This window comes from Pseudoalteromonas sp. Of11M-6, assembly GCF_022347905.1.
Taxonomy (GTDB): Bacteria; Pseudomonadota; Gammaproteobacteria; order Enterobacterales; family Alteromonadaceae; genus Pseudoalteromonas.
Genome location: NZ_JAKRFW010000008.1, coordinates 43,252 through 59,410 on the forward strand (window position 1 = coordinate 43,252; position 16,159 = coordinate 59,410).

The 16,159-nt window shown below is 43.0% G+C and carries 17 protein-coding genes and 1 pseudogene; 7 read left to right on the plus strand and 11 right to left on the minus strand.

All coding sequences use genetic code 11. The features are described from left to right. The first annotated feature begins 125 nt into the window (after positions 1-125). The 4 genes from MHN32_RS05620 to MHN32_RS05635 all read left to right on the plus strand — a co-directional run bounded on the left by MHN32_RS05620 (position 126) and on the right by MHN32_RS05635 (position 4,520). Positions 126-2,429, plus strand: coding sequence for a TonB-dependent receptor (locus MHN32_RS05620; protein ID WP_227386888.1), 2,304 nt, complete (start codon positions 126-128; stop codon positions 2,427-2,429). Positions 2,430-2,512: 83 nt separating this feature from the next. Continuing rightward, positions 2,513-2,812 (plus strand): hypothetical protein, encoded by a 300-nt coding sequence (locus MHN32_RS05625; protein WP_010606023.1) that lies wholly within the window; start codon positions 2,513-2,515, stop codon positions 2,810-2,812. 27 nt (positions 2,813-2,839) lie between these two features. Further along, on the plus strand, positions 2,840-3,493 hold the full coding sequence (locus MHN32_RS05630; protein ID WP_239421150.1) for an HAD family phosphatase: 654 nt from the start codon (positions 2,840-2,842) through the stop codon (positions 3,491-3,493). A gap of 187 nt (positions 3,494-3,680) precedes the next feature. After that, complete coding sequence (locus MHN32_RS05635; RefSeq protein WP_010606025.1) at positions 3,681-4,520, plus strand: DNA ligase; 840 nt, start codon at positions 3,681-3,683, stop codon at positions 4,518-4,520. A gap of 83 nt (positions 4,521-4,603) precedes the next feature. Here MHN32_RS05635 and yeiP read toward each other — a convergent pair whose 3' ends face one another. The 6 genes and pseudogenes from yeiP to MHN32_RS05665 all read right to left on the minus strand — a co-directional run. Beyond that, the gene (gene yeiP, locus MHN32_RS05640; RefSeq protein WP_010606026.1) at positions 4,604-5,173 is read right to left on the minus strand and encodes an elongation factor P-like protein YeiP; all 570 of its coding nucleotides are present in this window, start codon (positions 5,171-5,173) and stop codon (positions 4,604-4,606) included. An 83-nt stretch (positions 5,174-5,256) separates the two neighbouring features. Beyond that, the gene (locus MHN32_RS05645) at positions 5,257-6,588 is read right to left on the minus strand and encodes a tetratricopeptide repeat protein (protein ID WP_102057415.1); all 1,332 of its coding nucleotides are present in this window, start codon (positions 6,586-6,588) and stop codon (positions 5,257-5,259) included. Between the two features lie 426 nt (positions 6,589-7,014). Beyond that, complete coding sequence (locus tag MHN32_RS05650; RefSeq protein WP_010606028.1) at positions 7,015-7,368, minus strand: hypothetical protein; 354 nt, start codon at positions 7,366-7,368, stop codon at positions 7,015-7,017. Positions 7,369-7,418: 50 nt separating this feature from the next. Next, positions 7,419-7,925 (minus strand): type II toxin-antitoxin system antitoxin SocA domain-containing protein, encoded by a 507-nt coding sequence (locus tag MHN32_RS05655; protein WP_010606029.1) that lies wholly within the window; start codon positions 7,923-7,925, stop codon positions 7,419-7,421. A gap of 241 nt (positions 7,926-8,166) precedes the next feature. Further along, positions 8,167-8,625 carry a phage virion morphogenesis protein gene (locus MHN32_RS05660; protein ID WP_239421151.1) on the minus strand — a complete coding sequence of 153 codons (459 nt, stop codon included), beginning with the start codon at positions 8,623-8,625 and terminating at the stop codon, positions 8,167-8,169. Between the two features lie 182 nt (positions 8,626-8,807). After that, positions 8,808-8,973: pseudogene (locus MHN32_RS05665) on the minus strand (transposase); the annotation flags it as partial. Positions 8,974-9,006: 33 nt separating this feature from the next. On the opposite strand from MHN32_RS05665, the gene MHN32_RS05670 reads away from it, so the two are divergent. Continuing rightward, positions 9,007-9,219 (plus strand): hypothetical protein, encoded by a 213-nt coding sequence (locus tag MHN32_RS05670; protein ID WP_102057414.1) that lies wholly within the window; start codon positions 9,007-9,009, stop codon positions 9,217-9,219. A gap of 268 nt (positions 9,220-9,487) precedes the next feature. After that, positions 9,488-9,853 carry a hypothetical protein gene (locus tag MHN32_RS05675; RefSeq protein WP_239421152.1) on the plus strand — a complete coding sequence of 122 codons (366 nt, stop codon included), beginning with the start codon at positions 9,488-9,490 and terminating at the stop codon, positions 9,851-9,853. Between the two features lie 218 nt (positions 9,854-10,071). On the opposite strand, the gene yghU is transcribed toward MHN32_RS05675, so the two are convergent. Continuing rightward, positions 10,072-10,944 carry a glutathione-dependent disulfide-bond oxidoreductase gene (yghU, locus tag MHN32_RS05680; protein WP_102057412.1) on the minus strand — a complete coding sequence of 291 codons (873 nt, stop codon included), beginning with the start codon at positions 10,942-10,944 and terminating at the stop codon, positions 10,072-10,074. Positions 10,945-11,309: 365 nt separating this feature from the next. Further along, positions 11,310-12,488 carry a multidrug effflux MFS transporter gene (locus MHN32_RS05685; protein WP_239421153.1) on the minus strand — a complete coding sequence of 393 codons (1,179 nt, stop codon included), beginning with the start codon at positions 12,486-12,488 and terminating at the stop codon, positions 11,310-11,312. 164 nt (positions 12,489-12,652) lie between these two features. Here MHN32_RS05685 and MHN32_RS05690 point away from each other — a divergent pair, with 164 nt between their 5' ends. Beyond that, positions 12,653-13,123 (plus strand): hotdog fold domain-containing protein, encoded by a 471-nt coding sequence (locus tag MHN32_RS05690; RefSeq protein ID WP_010606036.1) that lies wholly within the window; start codon positions 12,653-12,655, stop codon positions 13,121-13,123. On the opposite strand, the gene MHN32_RS05695 is transcribed toward MHN32_RS05690, so the two are convergent. The 3 genes from MHN32_RS05695 to fahA all read right to left on the minus strand — a co-directional run bounded on the left by MHN32_RS05695 (position 13,120) and on the right by fahA (position 16,091). After that, positions 13,120-13,515: a polymer-forming cytoskeletal protein gene (locus MHN32_RS05695; RefSeq protein ID WP_239421154.1), complete on the minus strand. Its 396-nt coding sequence runs from the start codon at positions 13,513-13,515 to the stop codon at positions 13,120-13,122. The genes MHN32_RS05690 and MHN32_RS05695 overlap by 4 nt on opposite strands. Positions 13,516-13,552: 37 nt before the next feature. Continuing rightward, complete coding sequence (locus tag MHN32_RS05700) at positions 13,553-14,635, minus strand: M23 family metallopeptidase (protein WP_239421155.1); 1,083 nt, start codon at positions 14,633-14,635, stop codon at positions 13,553-13,555. 142 nt (positions 14,636-14,777) lie between these two features. After that, complete coding sequence (gene fahA, locus MHN32_RS05705; protein WP_239421156.1) at positions 14,778-16,091, minus strand: fumarylacetoacetase; 1,314 nt, start codon at positions 16,089-16,091, stop codon at positions 14,778-14,780. Positions 16,092-16,159: the final 68 nt, after the last annotated feature.

Genomic DNA, 16,159 nt, shown 5'->3' on the forward strand with positions numbered 1-16,159 from the left:
TCTCGACTGTAAGGTCCGCGTTATTATATTCAAATCGCGAAAAATTGAACGTTCACGCCTAAGTGAAACGGCGCCCAAATTTTAAACCGTTGAACAAAGAGTGCACTAAAAGGTCGAAAACCAACATGAAAGCAATGAAAAGATCTACGTTAGCTACCCTTATTAATGCTACGTTGTTCTCTGCTGTGGCAGGTACTTCATTTTCTGCACTTGCTGAAGAAGAGCAAGCCAAAAAAAATCAACTAGAAGTTATTCAAATTACCGCACGTAAACGTGTTGAAAACGCACAAGAAGTACCTGTGTCTGTTTCAGCGCTTCAAGGTGATAACTTGAATGCTTACAGCTCAGCGGGTATGGACATTCGCTTTATGAATGCGAAGATCCCAAGTTTATCGGTAGAATCTTCGTTTGGTCGTACTTTCCCACGTTTTTATGTACGTGGATTAGGTAACACAGACTTCGATCTAAATGCTTCTCAACCTGTATCTTTGGTTGTTGATGAAGTGGTTCAAGAAAACCCTATTCTAAAAGGCTTCCCTGTATTCGATATTGCACGTATTGAAGTATTACGAGGTCCTCAGGGCACGCTATTTGGTCGCAATACGCCAGCAGGTCTTGTTAAATTTGACACAGTTAGACCAAGCCAAGAGTTTGATGGCTATGCTGCTGTTTCTTATGGTAGCCGCGGTGCGGTAGACTTTGAAGGCGCAGTAGGCGGCTCAGTAACTGATCGTGTATCAACGCGTATTTCTGCATTGTGGCAGGAACAAGAAGACTATATCGATGTAAAAGCGCCGGGTTTCGAAAAAGAAGATTCTCTAGGTGGTTACAGCGAGCAAGCCGTTCGTGTTCAATTCCTATATGAAGGCGATGATTTTAACGGCCTACTTAACTACCACTACCGTGATTTAGATGGTCGCCCAATTGCATTTCGCGCAAATTTAATTGAAGCTGGCACAAACAACATTAACCCATTGTATGACAACGATGTGGTATATCACGATGCAGCCTCTCGCTCAACGCAACAGGTTGAAACTCAAGGTTTGAGTCTAAAGCTTGAGTGGGATTTACCTGAGCATACTGTAACGTCAATTACTGCTTGGGAAAGTGCTGAAATCTATTCTCGTGCAGACGTTGACGGTGGTTACGGCCCAAATAATGCTGGCGTTTCAGGTCCTGGTTTGATTATTTTCACTTCTGAAACAGCTGATGTTATTCCTGAGCACAACCAGTATACGCAAGAACTTCGTTTATCAAGCAACTTTTCAGGCGACTATAACTATCAGGTAGGTCTCTTCTTATTTGAAGAAGATCTCATGATTGAAAGCTATAGCTTCGATACGAATGGCTATGATGCCGCGTATGCCCAGTATGGCGTGCAAAACGGTTACGCTTACCAAGATCAAGATACATCAGCATGGGCGGTATTCGGCTCTTTTGATTACACCGTATCTGATGACTTAAAAGTAACAGCTGGTTTGCGTTATTCTGACGATGAGAAAGAGTTTTACGCTAAACGTACTAAAAACCCAACACCTTGGAATGGCTCTCCTGATGTACTTGATGGTACCGCTAACCCAAGCGATAGCCATGTAAGCTGGGATTTAAGTGCCACTTACAAGCTAACTGATGACGTAAACTTGTTTGGTCGTCTTGCTAACGGCTTCCGTGCTCCAAGTGTTCAAGGCCGTATTTTGTTCGGTGATGAAGTAACTGTTGCTAAGTCAGAAACTACCAACTCGATTGAAGCTGGTATTAAGTCAGACGTACTTGATGGCCAAGGTCGTGTAAACGCGACGGTATTCTACTATCAGATGGACGACCAACAGCTAACGGCTGTAGGTGGCGGCTCAAACTTCAACCGCTTAGTGAATGCTGATAAAACAACAGGTTATGGTTTCGAACTTGATACAGAGTGGGTGTTAACGGATGAGCTAAATGCAACGTTTAACCTAAGCTATAACAAAACTGAGTTGGAAGATAAAAACTTAGCAGTTGCGGTTTGTGCACAGTGTACCGTTACAGATCCGACCTATATGGTTGAGGGCGCTAACGGCCCAGAGGCCCGAGCAATTTTGGATGGTAATAGCCTACCTCACGCTCCTGAGTGGATCGCAAACGCAACACTTCGCTACACCAAAGAGTTAGAAGGCGGCGAGTTCTTTGTATATGGTGATATGTCTTACCGTAGTGAAGTAGACTTCTTCTTATACAAATCAGTAGAATTTGAAGGTGAAGCGTTGTTTGAAACAGGTCTTCGTGCTGGTTATATGTGGTCTGAAGGCGATAACGAATATGAAGTATCTGCTTTTGTTCGTAATCTATTTGACGAGCAAGTGGTTATCGGTGGTGTAGATTTCAATAACAACACAGGTATGCTAAATGAAGCGCGCTTCATTGGTGCTGAATTCAAGGTGAAATTCTTCTAATTCACGCTACAGTGATTATAATAGAGTATCTAAAGCCCGCATTAAGCGGGCTTTTTAATGAAATTTTTATGTTAGGAGTGGATATGTCAGGTTTTTGGAATTATCGAGTGATATATTGTGAAGCAACAAAAGACGAAGCGGCTTTATATCAAATCCATGAAGTGGAATATAACTTAAATGGTAAGGTAACGAATTGGTCTGAAACGGGGGCTGCACCCTTTGGTCGTTCGATGGAAGAGTTGCAAGCGGACGCTGATAGACTGAAGTCAGCTTTCGATAAGCCAGTTCTAAAAGTGATTAGACAGCCACGAGGCTATACATTAGTTGAAGTTGATAGCGGTGAAGAAGCCACAGCTGAGCCACCAGCAGGGATCAATGGTTAATTAATACAACCAATTTAAGGAGTGTAAATGCGTTTTCGGGCAGTTTTATTTGATTTTGACGGTACATTAGTTGACTCAGAAGCACTCCATTACCAAAGTTGGATGAAGGTGTTAGCCCCGTATCAGATTACTTATACGGAGCATGACTTTTGTGATGAGTTTTCGGGTGTACCAACGCTTAAAGCCGCGTATATACTCAAAGAAAGACACCAACTTGCGCCTTCTGCCCGCGATTTATGTGATGAAAAAAATGTCGTCTTTGTCGCAACCGCTGCGGAAGTTCTCCCTAGATTGATGCATTTTGCAAAGCAAGTCGTTGAATTAACCTCAATGCGTTGTCCAATCGCACTCGTAACAGGAAGTAGCAAAGCGGAAGCGCTTCCTGTTTTACAACACTATCGGTTATTAGAGTTATTTTCTGTCATTGTGTGCAAAGACGATGTCGAACAGCCGAAGCCTCATCCAGAACCTTATCGCAAGGCGCTCGCTGCGCTAAACATTGCGCCACACGAAGCGGTGGCAATAGAAGACACCTGCACAGGACTAACCTCCGCCAAGGAAGCTGGGTTAACTGCGATTGTCGTACCAAATATACACTCTAATAAACAAGATTTAAGTCTTGCCGATCATTCATTTACCGATCTCGAAGCGGTTTTTGACTGGCTTTGCCCTGAAAGGTAATAGCAATTGGTATAAACAGGGACTGTTAGTCAAAGCTATTCGATTTTACAAACGTCGATTCTTATGCAATCTTTAAGCATGAAATTTGTTAATTTTTTATATCAGTGACTCTAAACGGCTCAAGAGTATGCCAATCGGTATTAGTACAGGGCACTGGTATTAACTATCCACTGCAAAGGATTATGCTATGCGATATGTACCATTCTTGTTCTGTCTATTATTAGGTTTTTCCAATCTCCTTTATGGAAATGAAACCCACACAAAAATCCAGCTCGCTTCGGTATATCAAGGCGACGAAGATATTTCTAATTATCTTGTTAGTGAAAAATTCGATGGTGTTAGGGCCATTTGGGATGGCTCGCAACTGCGTACGCGTGGCGGTCACTTAATTAAGGCGCCAGACTGGTTTACGCAAGGGCTACCTGATACATGGTTAGACGGTGAGTTGTGGGCTGGGTACAATAACTTCGCTTTTGTGAGCGCGATAGCAAGACGCCATTCGCCTAATAATGAACACTGGCGTCAAGTGACTTATTATGTATTTGATGCGCCAAATTCTACAGAAATATTCTCTCAGCGTCATGAGCGTTACTTAAGCCTACTAAGCCATATTGAGTTATCACACATTAAACCCGTCAAGCAGCTATCATTTGGCTCCGTTGATGAGCTAAACGACTATTATCATGGTGTCTTAAAGCGAGGCGGTGAAGGGGTTATTTTGCATGCTAAAAATGCCAAGCACGAAGATGGAAGAACAACCAACGTACTAAAATACAAGCCGTACCTTGATGACGAAGCCATCGTGATTAAGCATTTACCCGGTAAGGGAAAGTACCAAGGGATGATGGGATCGCTATTGGTGAGAGATGAACAAGGTATGGAGTTTAAAGTTGGGTCGGGGTTTAGCGACGAAGAGCGCGCATCACCACCACCGATTGGTAGCCAAATTACCTATCGATATCAAGGATATACTAAGTTTGGTAAACCGCGTTTCGCGCGATTTTTAAGAGTAAGGCCAAAATTATAGAATGGCACTACTGCTGCAAAGAAAACTTGGGGATTTTTAGACGATAGCGAGCACTACGGCTCGCTATCAAAAGCGCAATGGGCTTATTCTGCACGGCCCATGAACTTAGATTCAGCAGTGTTGATCTTAATTTTATCACCGCTTGAAATATGCTCAGGAACTTGAACAACAAGGCCTGTCGTTAATGTCGCTGGCTTTGTTCTAGCACTTGCAGATGCACCTTTGATTGAAGGTGAAGTATCTTCAATCACAAGCTCTACGCTTGAAGGCAAGTCGATAGAAACAGGCATGCCCTGAACCACGACGATAGATAAACCTTTCGTTGATTCATCGATAAATAGCAATTGCTCAGCAATAGACTCTTTATTTAGGTGGTATGGCGTGTAATCTTCATCATCCATAAACACATATTCATCACCATCTACATATGAAAGCATTGCAGGGCGGCGGTTAAGATCTGCAAGTGTCAGCATCTCTTCCGCTTTAAAAGTTTCATCTACTTTAGAGTTATCTACTACATCGTACATACGCATACGGTATAGGCTACCACCAGCGCGACCTTGTGGTACTGAGCGCTCAATGTCACGAACAATCATTACGCGGCCGTTATACTCGATCGCGGCATGTTTTTTTATTTCACTTGCCTTTGGCATAGCTTAATTCCTAATACAAATAAAGTTGGCACAATATAATCATTTTTCGGCTTTTTGGCGAGTTTCAAAACTCATTCTAAGCTTTAAATACCGTATAAAGTCGTCATATCTGAGTACTTGATCCCAAAGTGCTGGTCAAACCAACGGTTGATATAATCATGCTCGGGCTCAAGCTTGGCACAGCGTAGAATATTTTCACCTTTATTGGTGCCAAGTGCCTGTCCACAGTAATTTTGCTTCCAAGTCAGCGTAAGATCTTGAGAGAACTTTTTGAGTAATTCGTCAAAGGTCTTTTCTGTTATCTGTGAAAGATTAAGAAAGTCGGGAGACAGCGGTGTGATATCAAGTTGCTCAAAATCAGCCTGATGTGCACGTGTTTTATTATGCTTACTATCGCTTGCACTGCCTTTGATATAACGATGGGCTAAACTCGCCTCATAATTAACATTGATATCAAATTTCTCATCATAGATGGTCACCGGATAAGTAAATTCTCGTGTGACTTCGACAGTGTGTGTGTTATTTGAATTATTTGGGTCTGGTCGTTCAACTTCCTGCTGATAATGCTTACGCTGAATATATTGGTTGCTATTGCGGTAATAGTCCGCATCAACGTATAGTTCTAATGAAAGCTGTTTACTGCCTTCGCTATCAAACCAGAGGCTATTATTAAATGCCGTATTTAGGCTTGAGATAAATGCACTGTATTGTCCTCTGATTGAGTTGCCAAAGCGCAAGCCAATATCAACACGATCTCTTATGTTCATTGCAAAATAACGACTTTTATCTTGGTTATCTACACGTAAACGCTTTGGAGTTTGCCACGCTAAACAGTATTTTTCCGTAAAACTTTTTAAATAGAAGCGCTGTCCGCTGACTTGTCCTGCAATTTCATCACACTTTTTCTGCGCTTGCGTTCTTAGCGTGTCATAGTGGGTGCTCATGGCGCTTGCTAATTGCGCATTGCTGATCAGATGGCGATAATTATGTTCAAACAGCTTAAACTTGTCGGGATAGGGCGTGTTTGATAGCGAGCGGGCTTCGTCGAGTAGCCATTGCCTCACGTAATCCAGCTCTTCTCTTTGGGTATTTGCCATTGCGCCATTCGGTTTCATTTGCCATTGAGCTTGGTTTTTTACGATTTCTTCTAGCCTAGTTGCAGCTGCGGTGTAGTTATTTGCCAAACGCAGCATACGGACATCGATAAGACCTTTATCTATAAGCTTATCTCGCGCCAGTGTTAAACCTTGTTTCGCTTCAAGATCCTCAGGGTCTTCCGCGAGTGCTTGTGAATAGTATTCAGCAGCTTGGCGGTACATTCCTGCTTCGTAAAGTTTATTACCTTTATAAACCAGCGATTTACAGCCGCTAATAGCAGCCAATATTGCAATGATGATGGCGGTTTTCTTGATCATAATATCATTCCATTCGCGCAAAAAGTTCCATAAGCACAGTTATTGATTTTAGTATCCATTCGCTTCAATTACAGGCGCACCCGTTCCAAAGCTTTTAACTGGCTTATAATACAGGGTTCTGGCGAAATCTACATCACTGAATTGTTAAGATTTTGTTTTGGACAGCAATGCTCTGTGATTCGGTAAAACGTGATTTTTTCATAGTTAGTCTCCTGCTTTAATGATTGCAGAAAACTCCAATTATGAATGTCTCATTTTATGGGAAGGTGACACCTTACTTTATATTCCCTTTTGGATATGCAGCATTAATAATATGCTTAATATGTAGGGATGTGCTGTGAGTACTGTCCAAGCCTAAGACGTGCTTAGTATGTTCTGTTTGGTCTTGTGGGGAGGAAGGTCTAAAGGAGCTGTGCGCTCCTTTCGCTATTTTGATTTTTGCCCAAATATATAGCCAAGAGTTGCTGATACAACATTCATCAATAAGGTGACAGTCTGAAAAGTAACACTGTTACTCATGTCTTTAGTGAAAACTAAAACGGCTATAGATGACAACATGAAAAAAAGAGTCAAGAAAACTACTGCCATTTTCGCGTTATCACCAGAACCGATAATTTTGCCAACAAAGCCGAGTTCCATCTGCTGAGTATTTAACTGGGTATCTGCTTTTAGCGCCTCTCTTTGATACTGAAATTGCTCTAGCTGCGGATTGCCAACCACATGAGTTTGTGAGTTGGCCTCTGCCTTTGAGTTTATGGACTTGAACTTCTCATCACTCATTAAATACTTTCTTCCTTAAATCGCATCTTTCATACTGATACTAACAGAATTTAGGAATTAGCGACCTCTTCCTTAGGTAACATTGCACTGAAATAATCAAAAATAACCTCATTAGGGATTTGAACGTTTCTAAAGTCTGGATATTTTTTCTTAACTGTATGCCAAGGGGCGCCTTCCAGATGCGTCATCTCAGATAGTTTTAACGCATCGTACTGACTGTAGCTGTTCCAAATTGCATCAATTAAGCTATGTAAATCACAATCAGTTTGTTTTGGCTTTGGTACAACATAGTTTTGTTGCTGCTGATCCCAAAGAGTTGCTCTGCTATAAATTGGAGCAGCTCCAAAATTACGAAACTCACTATAAACACTGCTAACAACAGGCCCGTAGTCCCAAGCTTCTATATACTCATCAATCAGAGGTTGATTCTTTATTGCTAAATACCATCCATGCGCATAATAGATCAGCTTTTGCAGCTTCATGGGAGTTAAGGTCGTGCCAGCTTGCTCAGCTTTATCTAAAAAAGCATTAGCAATAACTTTAGCGGGGTAACCCATAATGACTCTCCTAGTTACAATTTTCACTATTTGAAAACCGTTTTCATACACTAAAAATATCACAATAAGTGATAGTCTTCTATTTATAATAGGTCAATTTTGACCTATTAAGTTCCTTTAGTCTTTTTAACTTACCTTAGAAACGTTTCGAAACGCCTTTAAAGCGCTTTTCTCTTATAACAACACCCAACGCTAGCACTTGAACATGTAAAAACGCCTCAGAAGCCCTCTGAGGCGTTTTTTAGTTTTCGGTAAAATAGTTACTTAACACAGCCAAAATATCGGTTTCATCACCAGGGCTTACTCCCAGATATTGCCGCTGGTCTATTGCAGCAGGCCCTGGAACCATTTCTGGCAAACCACCAAAATTATAAATAGCAGCGTAAGGCTTGTTACTCCCAATTTGCGCCCAAAACGCGCCGCTATCTGCGGCAATACTGGCAGCTAGTCCGCCAGCGCTTACCTGTAGCATTTTCCCGCCAACACGTTTGAGGTTCTGTTTTAGGTCGTTTTCACTAAGAGCAAGCCATGGCTCACCCGTAACTGGACTGCGTTTTTCGGAAAAGGCGTCTTCCGTTGCGCCTTCCATGATGGCGGCTATCTCGTTCATTGGGTCGCTCAGGTCGTCAAAGCGCTGTGCTATTTGCTCAGGCGCCTTGGTTGCATCACCGCTTGTGAGTATTTCAATCCTAGTGGTCATACTGTAATCACTTGGCTGTTGGGTAATAATTGTTGCGGTGTACCCCGATAGGTAAGGGGTTGTCTGACAGTGATGTGAGTTCGATTCTCACCCTACCGCTATACCTCATACGACCCACAGCTAATAGCTGCATCAATGGTGTGCGTTTTAACCTTTAGTGCATTAATTAACCCGAGATCGGTTTAAGCCATCAGTTCATCAACAGAAATTGATGGTTTTTTCTTTGTGGCTGTATGCAATCAGCACACCTAAGACTGTTAATATCATTCCATGCAAACTTCTATGTCTTGAGTGCTCTAACTGCCAAATATTCTCTAGCTGGTCATTCACGGTTTCTATAATAAAGCGCTATTTCTCTACTCTTATGCAGAAGAATCAGCATTGGAATGGAGTAAGAGCGCCTCTCATGATTGGGTTAATAGCGTGGTTAATTCAAATCCATCAGGTATCCAGGAAAGTATTAAAGAAACTGTTCCGTCCAGTGTTTCTGGAATTGATTGGGGGCAGGTTGCTGTCAAAGCCTTAGTAGGTGCATTTATAGGTTTGATAATTGGTCTATTTGGGTGGATCAAAAATCGTGCAAAAAAAAGCTAACAGGTTCTGCTAGGGACAAAACTACGCTGCGCTTCGGTTTGCCCCAGAGCACGGTGTTTCAAAGAGAATTTAAGTGCAATTTCCAGAATTAGAAACATCTCGGTTAATTCTTAATAAGCTATCTAGAGATAACACTCTTGCTTTGTTAGCTATTTTTACGACGAAAACGCTGTTAAGTTTTATGATATTGAAGCATATAAAACTGAACATCAATCATTAGCGCTGATAGACTATTTTCAATAGTCGTTTTGCCGAAAGTAGGTAATCAATGAAACGCATGCTGATAATCTATCTATTTGCCTCATGGGGCTGTACCGGGTTAGCTTGGAGCAACGGCGCTATTCTTTTATGGGATGGTTTTGATAATCCAGAGTATCGGGTTATTACTTTCGCGGTCGCACTGCTTTTTGGCTTGATCGGTGGCACTGTTTTTGGGGTGGAAAGAAGCCTGCGTAGAATCTACCGATGTTCCGACAATATTTCAGAGGAGCAGGCGAGTTCAAAAGCTTCCAGTGCTTGGACATTACTCTATGTATGTCTTATTTTCGGAACGCTTCTGATAGGTGTGATAATGGGAAGCGGTTTAGTCGCGATCGTCGGAAGATTACAAAGTGGATTTCATATCTTTGGGTAAACACTAATGCAGATGTGTTCGATGTTCTAATAAGTAAGTGCTGACCAAAATGCTGTAAAACCGTTGAAGGATACCAGCAAAAGCGTTTTGCGCTTCTAGCAAGGTGCTAACACTATTCTTTTCTGATACACAGACAACCGGGTTTGATTAAATCTGACTAATCAAACCCGGAAGATAAAGCTAACCCTTGTTAAACCAAGAATTAAACCAAGATAAGGTTATGGCGCTAGTTTGTCTTGGGTGTTGGTATCAAAGTCGCTGGCGTCGTGCCTTTCATGAAGCTGCTCATGAGGTTCTCCCCATGTTTTATTTACCATTTTTCCACGTTTGACCGCTTCTCTTGAGGCGATGAGTCCAGCCCAGCGGATCACGTGTTCATAGCCATTGACGTCTAAAAACTCTGCCGCATCGTATAGGTGCCCTTGGGCTAGCACGCCATACCACGGCCAGATTGCCATATCAGCGATAGTGTATTCATCGCCACAAATATATTCTCTTGTGGCTAAATGTTGATTTAGTAAGTCCAGTTGGCGCTTCACCTCCATCGTGTAGCGGTTGATTGGATACTCGTAGTGCTCGGGTGCGTAGGCATAGAAGTGACCAAATCCACCACCAAGTAGTGGCGCAGCCCCCATTTGCCAAAATAACCAGTTGAGGCACTCTGTGCGTTTTGTAGGATCCTGAGGAATGAACTTTTGAAACTTTTCAGCTAAATAAAGCAAAATTGAGCCAGATTCAAAGATTTTGGTTGGTTCCTTGGTGCTGGTATCTAATAACGCGGGGATCTTAGAATTTGGATTAAGTGCAACAAACCCTGAGCTAAATTGCTCACCTTCCATGATATTAATTAAAAAGGCATCGTATTCTGCTTCTTTTACCCCGGCAGCTAAAAGCTCTTCTAGCAAGATAGTCACTTTCACGCCGTTTGGGGTCGCGAGGGAGTAGAGTTGTAACGGGTGTTTGCCTTGCGGTAGGGACTTTTCGAATCGTGCGCCTGCAGTAGGGCGGTTGATATTCGCGAATTTACTACCATCGCCACTTTGCCATGGCCACTGCCAAACTTTAGGTGGGGTATAACCCGATGTACTCATTTCATGAACTCCTTCTGTGACTGTCCAAATCCATTATAGAGTGTAGAAGTGAAATGGAAATGAACAAATTTCTGTGGTCACAGGTTTACCCGTTTTATCCAGATCTTAAGAGAGATCCGAACAAGCTATCAACAAAAGATGGGGGAGAGTAGTAGAATAAAAAATGCCGATCAAAAGACCGGCATTCTTGAATTGGTTGGTTGGGAGTTAAAACACAACAGTTTGTGTTGCTGAACAGGCCGCAGTGCTACCTTGTTCGCACACTTGGTAGCCGTAAGTACCGCCGCCTTTAACACTGATGCTGTCTGTATGACTATTATCATTGTTAGTTGTGACAATTTTACTACCGTTACGATAAATAATGCTTAAGCTGCACTGTGAAGCTGGTGGCGATGCTTCGTAGCCAGCAATAGCAAGAAAGGTAACGCTAGTAATAAGTGTAACGCGAGTTGAATAGGGGCATCCAATGCTAGTGGTTGCGTCATGGTTGCAAGTACCCCCGCGCCACTCATCTGTAATACCCCAATCAACGCTGAAGCCGTCCCAGCTTGTTTCGCAAACCCAGATAACGCTTTACCTGCCGCTGCTCCAATTGTAAATGCAAAGCCGACTGACGCCATATACATAGGCAGTACAAAATGCGCTATTTCAGTTTGTGGCAAAGCCAGTAACAATAGGCCACTAAAGCTAAAAACGGCGAGGCCAAAGGTAAGCGACTTCTGGCTATTGCGCTTGATGAAGTGGGGCGCAATGAAACTTGCGACAATACTCAGCGCTGCATTGCCAGTAAACCAAAACGTGAAGTCGGAAACACTGCCACCCATTTTTGCCATGATCCACCCCGGAGCCGAAATCACAAATACCAGCATTGCAGCCATACCAAGCATCGCTAAGGCGGCATTGTAAATGAAAGTCGTGCTACTGAGCATCGGCTTAAAACGTCTCAAATCTAAGATATGACCGCTGTAATGTGTATCTTCGGGGCGAGTCTCTTTATAGATAAGAGAAACCAAGATGAGACCAACAATAGCAAAACCAAACAAAAAGCTAAAATTACTCTGCCAGCCAAATTCGACAGTGAGCCACGCACCTAAAAGAGGCGCTAACGCTGGGATAAAACATACAATACCGTTGAGGTAAGTGATCATTTGGCCACTGCCTTTGTGTCCAAAGCTATCACGAACGATAGCAAAAGCGCTGACGAATGTGGCACAAGCGCCTAGGCCTTGTAACACTCGAGCTACCATCATGAGTGGCCAAGTGGAGACTGTGCTTGCCATCACTGCGCCAAGCGCAAATAAAATTATTCCAACCAGTGCAACCGGCTTACGGCCATATTTATCCGCAAGCGGACCTGCTATCAATTGTCCAAGACCCACAGCTAACATATAAATACTCACGGTTTGCTGAATTTGACTTTCTGATACTTGAAGGCTGGACTGCATGTCCACAAACGCAGGTAGATAGAGATCGATACCTAAAGGGCAAAAGATAACAAGTAAAGCGAGAATAAAAATCAGTGCTTTTGAATTTGGTTGGGTCATGGCGTCTCCTTTTGGCCGTTATTGTATTGTGGAGAATGAGAAAAGACAGGACAAAGCGCCGATTTAGCAAATTTTTAAGATATTTTATTCGCTGAGAATTGCAGACGGTTGATTAACTGGTCAGATGTGTTAATTTTAAGCAAAATCATTTTAGAAAAAATCTTATGTCTGCACCACTTTTAAAAATTTATAAAAGGATGAGTTGGTTGCCATTTGGTAAATGGATGTTCAGTAAGGCGGTATGTCGTAAGGCTCCTTACTTTGGCACCATTAAGCCTAAAATCACACAATTGAAGCCAGGCGTTTGTAGGGCCACAATTCGTAACCGTAAAGCCATTCATAACCACATAGGTACGGTTCACGCTATTGCTCAGTGTAATCTTGCGGAGTTGTGTGCTGGTGTCATGACAGACGCAACCATCGACCATAAAACCCATCGCTGGATCCCAAAGGGGATGTCAGTGCAATATTTAGCTAAAGCTGAGACCGATCTGCATGCCGTGGCGCAAATAGAATACCCGCGAGCATGGCAAGATAAAGAAGAGTTAGTTGTACCGGTGGAAGTTTTTAATACTGCGGGAGAGAAAGTGTTTCACGCCGACATTAACATGTATATCAGCGCGAAAAGATCTTAATTGTTTATGGTTTGATCACCGGTAGAGTCAATTGCCGTGACGTTATTGGTTCGCTCGTTACGGTGCGTCAGTTTACCATCGACATGCGCACCAGCTTCAATCGTTAAGGTCTCGTGTTCGATATTGCCAAACACTTGAGCGCTAGGAAGCAGCGTGACTTGTTTGGCATGAATATCACCTTCCACTTTGCCTAATATCGTCAGTTCATTGGCTTGGATATTACCTTGTACTAAACCTTTATTGCCGATGATTAGTTTTTCGATGTCGAGGTTACCATGGACGGTACCATCTAATTGCAGCTCACCTTCACAGACAATATCGCCCGTGACTTTAGTGCTTTGAGCAATAATGGCCGGGACGTCGTTTCGTTGGTTTTTAAAAGAATTAAACACGAATGCCTCACTATCGCAGCGTAATTGCAATTAGATGTTACTTATTGAATGCACGAGCGATTTTAATTGGGTTTAGGTGTTTTTTACCTTGAATCACTTCATAGTGCAAGTGCGTCGCTGTACTTCTTCCTGTGCTACCCATTAGTGCAATTACGTCACCTTTATTGATTTGCTGGCCTTTTTTTACCTTGATGGTGTGAAGGTGGCCGTAGCGTGTGGTGATGTCATTTGCGTGTTCAATTTCAATAAAGTTGCCATAGCCGCCATTTTTCCCAGCTCGTTTAACAGTACCAGAAGCGGGGGCTACTATCTGTGTTTTGTGCCAACCTGCGAGATCGATACCTTTATGATAGGCACGGCGGCCAGTGATTGGGTCTTTACGAAAACCAAAAGCGCTGGAGACATAATATTTCTCCTGAGCGACAGGCAATGTATCTGGCAGTTGGCCAATCATAGTCGATAACTGCGCATAAACTGCGTATTGGTCAATGGCATTAATAAAGCTGGCTTCTACCAATTCTAAGTCGGCTTGGAAGTAGGGGCCACCTTGCGCTTCTGAGAAGTCAGATGATAGTTGTAATCCCGCACTGTCGATGGACTCTTGCATCGCGGCAATTTCAGCGCCGAACGATTGCCCAAGTTGTTCGCTGAGCTGACGTTGTTGAATGAGTAGGAGACTGGCTTGTGGAGCAAATTCGGTTGTGGTGCTTGGTTGTGAGCTGTTAAGGTCTGTCGGTGTTTCTTCTAACTCGCTTTCCGCTACGTTGTCGTCAGTTGTTTGAGTCGAGTCAACCAATGACTCAAGCACACTGTGTTGCTGTGACAGTTGGTCAAGCATGCCTTTTTGCTGTGCTAATTGCGCTTGAAGCTGTGATTTTTCTGTTTGCCACTTGGCTTGCAGCTGCGCTAAGTTTTGTTGCTCTTTAGTAAGCTTGTCACCGTTTTCTTGTAATTTGAGTGAGGCATTGGCTATCCACATAGCGACAGCGAGCAAAATCAAAATCGAGCAAGCTTGAACCCAAGATGGTAATTTTAACATCTTGACAGTTGCGTCTTGACGAACAATTAATTGAGTCGGCTTAAACAGCTTTAGATATAGGCGCTTGAGTACTTGCAACATTCAACCTCAGATTTAAATCAGCGCTACACTCTAACAATTTTTAGTCAAATTTCCAGTTTTTAGAACTAAAAAAAGGCATGAAATCATCATGCCTTTGATTTAAAAGTAAATAAAATTGCGATTAACGCACGAATAATTGCGATTATTTTGCTGGAAGTACAGTGCCTTCAACACAGCCAAAACCGATACGGTTATAGCCTTGGGCTTCACACCAACCGCGCATAATCACTTTATCGCCATCTTCTAGGAACTTACGCTTTTCGCCGTTTGCAAGCGTGATAGTTTCTTTGCCGCCGCGTGATAGTTCGAGTAATGAACCCGCTTCTACATGCTCAGGACCAGACTGCGTTCCTGAGCCTAACATATCGCCTGGTAGGAAGTTACAGCCGTTCACTGTGTGGTGTGTAACCATTTGCGCAACCGTCCAATAGCTGTGCTTGAAGCTCGATTCAGACAGTTTGCTTGGTTTAGCGCCTTCGCTACGCATTTTTTCAGTCTCTAGTAAGACATCCATGCGAATATCAATAGCACCAGACTCGCGGTTTTGCGTTGATTCTAAGTATTCCAGCGGTTGTGGATCGTTTTCATTACGGTGCCATTGAGTACGATATGGTGCAAGTGCTTCGGTGGTTACAACCCAAGGAGAAACCGTTGAAGCAAAGTTTTTCGCAAGGAATGGACCTAGTGGTTGATATTCCCAAGCTTGCAAGTCACGTGCAGACCAGTCATTGAATAAACAGAAACCAAAAACGTGATCTTCAGCATCTTTAATTGCGATAGAGTCGCCAAGTTCATTACCTTTACCTAGGTAAATACCTAGCTCTAATTCGTAGTCTAGACGCTTACAAGGACCGAATGACGGTGTATCTGCATCTGGTGCTTTGGTTTGGCCTTTAGGGCGAGGGAAAGTTTGACCAGATACATCAATAGACGATGCACGGCCATGGTAACCGATTGGTACCCACTTGTAGTTTGGTAGCAGCGGGTTATCAGGACGGAACAGGCTACCTACCGCTGTTGCATGGTAGATTGAGGTATAAAAGTCAGTGTAATCGCCAATGTGGCAAGGTAGAGCGTATTCTACGTCATCCTGTGCAACCAATGCACCTTCAAGGCTTGATTGCAGTTCAGAACCTTCACGTAATGCACGAGACAGGGCAAGTCGAAGTGCTGACCAGTACTGCTGGCCCATTCCCATAAATTCATTTAATGCTGGGGCATTTGCAGCTTCGGCGGCCTTAGCAGCGTCACCTGAAAATAGGTTAGCGTCAACAACTGCGCCAAGGTCTAGTACTTGATCGCCAATCGCAACACCGCCGCGAAATTCTTCGTTACTGTTCTTACGACGGAATACTGCAAAAGGTAAGTTTTGAATAGGGAAATCAGTTCCAGTCGCATTCGCACTAGCTACCCAACTTGTTAATTGGATGTCGTGTGTTTCATTAATTTGAGACATTGCCTTTCCTTTAATTTTGGCTTTCAACTTGAGTTATGGTCAAAAGTGAAAAACTCAAGTCGTAATAG